Raw genomic sequence first — 3,164 nt, forward strand, 5'->3', positions numbered from 1 at the left:
CCCGGCCCGCCGGTCCGCCCCGCGCGGGGGCGGCGCGGACCGGTCGCGGGTCAGGCGCCGGGCCGGTGCACCGGCAGCGCGCTGAACGACTGCGCCACCGGCATCAGCTCCATCGTGTTCACGTTGACGTGCGCGGGCCGGTCCACCACCCAGTGCACCGCGTCGGCGATGTCCTCGGGCAGCAGCGGCCGGGTCCCCGCGTAGACGTCCCCCGCCTTGTCCCGGTCGCCGTGGAACCGCACCTCGGAGAACTCGGTGCCGCCGCTGAGACCGGGCTCCAGGCAGGTCACCCGCACGCCCGTGCCGTGCAGGTCGGCGCGGAGGTTCTGGCTGAACTGGCGGACGAACGCCTTGGTGGCGCCGTAGACGTTGCCGCCCGGGTAGGGGTGGGTGCCCGCGATCGACCCCAGGTTGACGACGTGGCCCCGCCCCCGCTCGACCATGCCCGGCAGCACCGCCCGCGTGCAGTACACCAGCCCGGTGCAGTTGGTGGCGATCATGCGCTCCCAGTCGTCCAGGTCCGCGCTCTGCGCCGGGTCCAGGCCGAGGGCCAGTCCGGCGTTGTTCACCAGCACGTCGACCTCGGCGAACGCCCCGGGCAGCCCGGCGACGGCGTCGGCCACGGCGGCCCGGTCGCGCACGTCCAGGGGCAGCGGCAGCGCGTCGGGCCCGAGGTCGGCGGCGAGCCGGTCGAGCCGATCGGCCCGCCGCCCGGCGACGACCACCCGGTGCCCCTCGGCGGCGAAGCGCCGCGCGATCGCGGTGCCGAACCCCGCGCTCGCCCCGGTGACCAGGACCGTGCCGCGCGCGCTCACCGGGCCCCCTCCGGGGTCGCGGCGGGCAGGCGGTCGAGGAACGCGGACAGCGCCGCGTCGAACTCCTCGGGCCGCTCCAGGTTGGGCAGGTGCCCGGCGCCCTCGACCACCACCAGCTCCGCGCCGGGCAGCAGCGCCTGGATGGCGCGCGCGTCGGCCACCGGGGTGAACGCGTCGTCGCCGCCCACCACGACCAGCGCCGGCACCGCCGCCCCCGCCAGCACCGGGGCGTAGTCGGGGCGCTCGGCGCGGCCGCGCAGCGCGGCGGCGGCGCCCTCCGGCGGAGCGCCCCGCATCATCGCGAGCACGTGCCGGCCCACCTCGGGGCGCTCGCGCAGGGTGCGCGCCGACACCATCGACGGCAGCGCCTCCTCGGCGTAGCCGGCCATGCCCTCGCGCTCCAGCCGGTCGGCCATCGCCGCCCGCCCGGCGCGGCCCTCGGGGGTCTCGGGGGCCGCCGTGGTGTCGGCCAGCAGCAGCGCCCGGACCCGCTCGGGGAAGAGGCGCAGGAACTCCATGGCGATCTGGCCGCCCATGGACAGCCCGCCGACCACCGCCCGGCGCACGCCCAGGTGGTCGAGCAGCGCCGCGAGGTCGCCGGCGAACACGTCCAGCCCGGTGCGCCCGGCCGCTCCGGCGCTCGCCCCGTACCCGCGCAGATCGGGCACGATCACCCGGTGCCCCGCACCGGCGAACCGGTCGAGCTGCGGGCGCCACATCGACCGGTCGAACGGGTGCCCGTGGATCAGCAGCAGCGGATCGCCGCCGCCCGCGTCGTCGTAGCCGACGGTGATCCCGCCGACGGAAGCCGTGCTCACGCGTGTCCCCCTCGTCGTACCGCGGGCGCCCACCGCGGACGCCCTTGACGATGCGATGCTATGGGCGGCACTATCTCAGGGCAATAGTGCACAATGCACTCGGAGCAATGTCAGGGCGGTGCCGCCCTGGGGCGGAGGCGCAGTGCGCGACGAGTACCGCAGGATCGCCGACGCCCTGGCGGCCGACATCGCCGCCGGGCGGCTCCGCCCCGGCCAGCGGCTCCCGCCGCAGCGGCGGCTCGCCCGCACCCACCGCATCGCCGAGTCCACGGCCGCCCGCGTCTACGCCGAACTCGTCCGCCGGGGCCTGGCCGTCGGCGAGGTCGGGCGCGGCACGTTCGTGCGCGCCGCACCCGCCGCGCCCGACCCCGCCCTCGCCGAACCCGGCGGCGCCCGCGTCGACCTCGAACTCAACTTCCGCGTGCTCGACGACCAGCCCGCCCTCCTCGCCCGCGGCCTCACCGAGCGGCTGCGCCCCGACGCCCTCGCCGACGCGCTGCGGCCCGTCGGCGCCGCCGGCACCCCCGCCGCCCGCAGCGCGGCCGCCGCGCTGCTGGCCCGGAGCGGCTGGCGCCCCGACCCCGACCGGGTGCTGTTCGCCGGCAACGGCCGCCAGGCCATCGCCGCCGCCGTCGCCGCGCTGGTGCCCACCGGCGGCCGCCTCGGCGTCGAGGAGCTCACCTACCCCGTGGTCAAGGGCATCGCGGCCCGGCTTGGCGTGTCCTGCGTGCCGATCGCCGTGGACGGCGAGGGGCTGCGGCCCGACGCGCTCGCCGCCGCCCACCGCGCCGCCCCGCTGCACGCGGTCTACCTCCAGCCCACCCTGCACAACCCGCTCGGCACGACCATGTCCGAGGACCGCCGCGCCGCCGTGGCCGCCGCGCTCACCGCCGCCGACCTGCCCGCCGTCGAGGACACCATCTACGCGTTCCTGCGCGCGGGCCCGCCGCCGCTCGCCGCCTGGGCGCCCGACCGCACCGTCCTGGTCGACAGCCTCTCCAAGCGCCTGGCCCCCGGCCTGACCTGTGGGTACGTGGTGCCGCCGGCCGGGTGGGCGGACCGCCTCGCCGCCGCGATCCGCTCCGGCGGCTGGGCCCCCGGCCGGTTCGCCCTCGACGCCGCCGCGCAGTGGGCCGCCGACGGCACGGTCGACCGGCTGGTCCAGGCCAAGCGGCGCGACGCCGCCGCCCGCCAGGCGCTCGTCCGCGACCGCCTCGCGGGGTTCGCCGTGCGCGCCGACCCCGCCGCCTACCACTGCTGGTGGGAGCTGCCCGAACCGTGGCGGGCCGAGACGTTCGTGGCGGCAGCCGCCCGCCGCGGGATCGCCGTCACCCCCGCCGCGGCGTTCGCGGTCGGCCCCGGCCGGGCGCCCGGAGCGGTGCGGCTGGCCGTGGTCGCCCCGGCCGAGGACGACCTGGCGGCGGCGCTCGACACGCTCGCCGGCCTGGCCCGGTCCACCCCCGAGGACACCGGCGTGGAGTGACCGCGCACGCCGGCGGCCCGCCCCCGCGCACGGGGCGGGCCGCCGGCC

The 3,164-nt window shown here is 78.9% G+C and carries 3 protein-coding genes; 1 reads left to right on the top strand and 2 read right to left on the bottom strand.

Translation table 11 applies throughout. The features are described 5' to 3' along the window. Positions 1–50: 50 nt before the first annotated feature. Both NT8_RS27695 and NT8_RS27700 read right to left on the bottom strand, forming a co-directional pair. A complete protein-coding gene (locus NT8_RS27695) occupies positions 51–815 on the bottom strand; it encodes an SDR family NAD(P)-dependent oxidoreductase (RefSeq protein WP_067975956.1) in 765 nt (254 codons plus the stop codon). After that, positions 812–1,633, bottom strand: coding sequence for an alpha/beta fold hydrolase (locus NT8_RS27700; RefSeq protein ID WP_067975959.1), 822 nt, complete (start codon positions 1,631–1,633; stop codon positions 812–814). Before NT8_RS27700 ends, NT8_RS27695 begins: the two co-directional genes overlap by 4 nt. A gap of 142 nt (positions 1,634–1,775) precedes the next feature. Between NT8_RS27700 and NT8_RS27705 the strand changes: the two genes are divergently transcribed. Next, positions 1,776–3,116, top strand: a complete 1,341-nt coding sequence (locus tag NT8_RS27705) for an aminotransferase-like domain-containing protein (protein ID WP_067975962.1) — start codon at positions 1,776–1,778, stop codon at positions 3,114–3,116. Positions 3,117–3,164: the final 48 nt, after the last annotated feature.

The sequence above is a fragment of the Nocardiopsis trehalosi NBRC 14201 genome, from assembly GCF_001552555.1.
Lineage (GTDB): Bacteria > Actinomycetota > Actinomycetes > Streptosporangiales > Streptosporangiaceae > Nocardiopsis_B > Nocardiopsis_B trehalosi.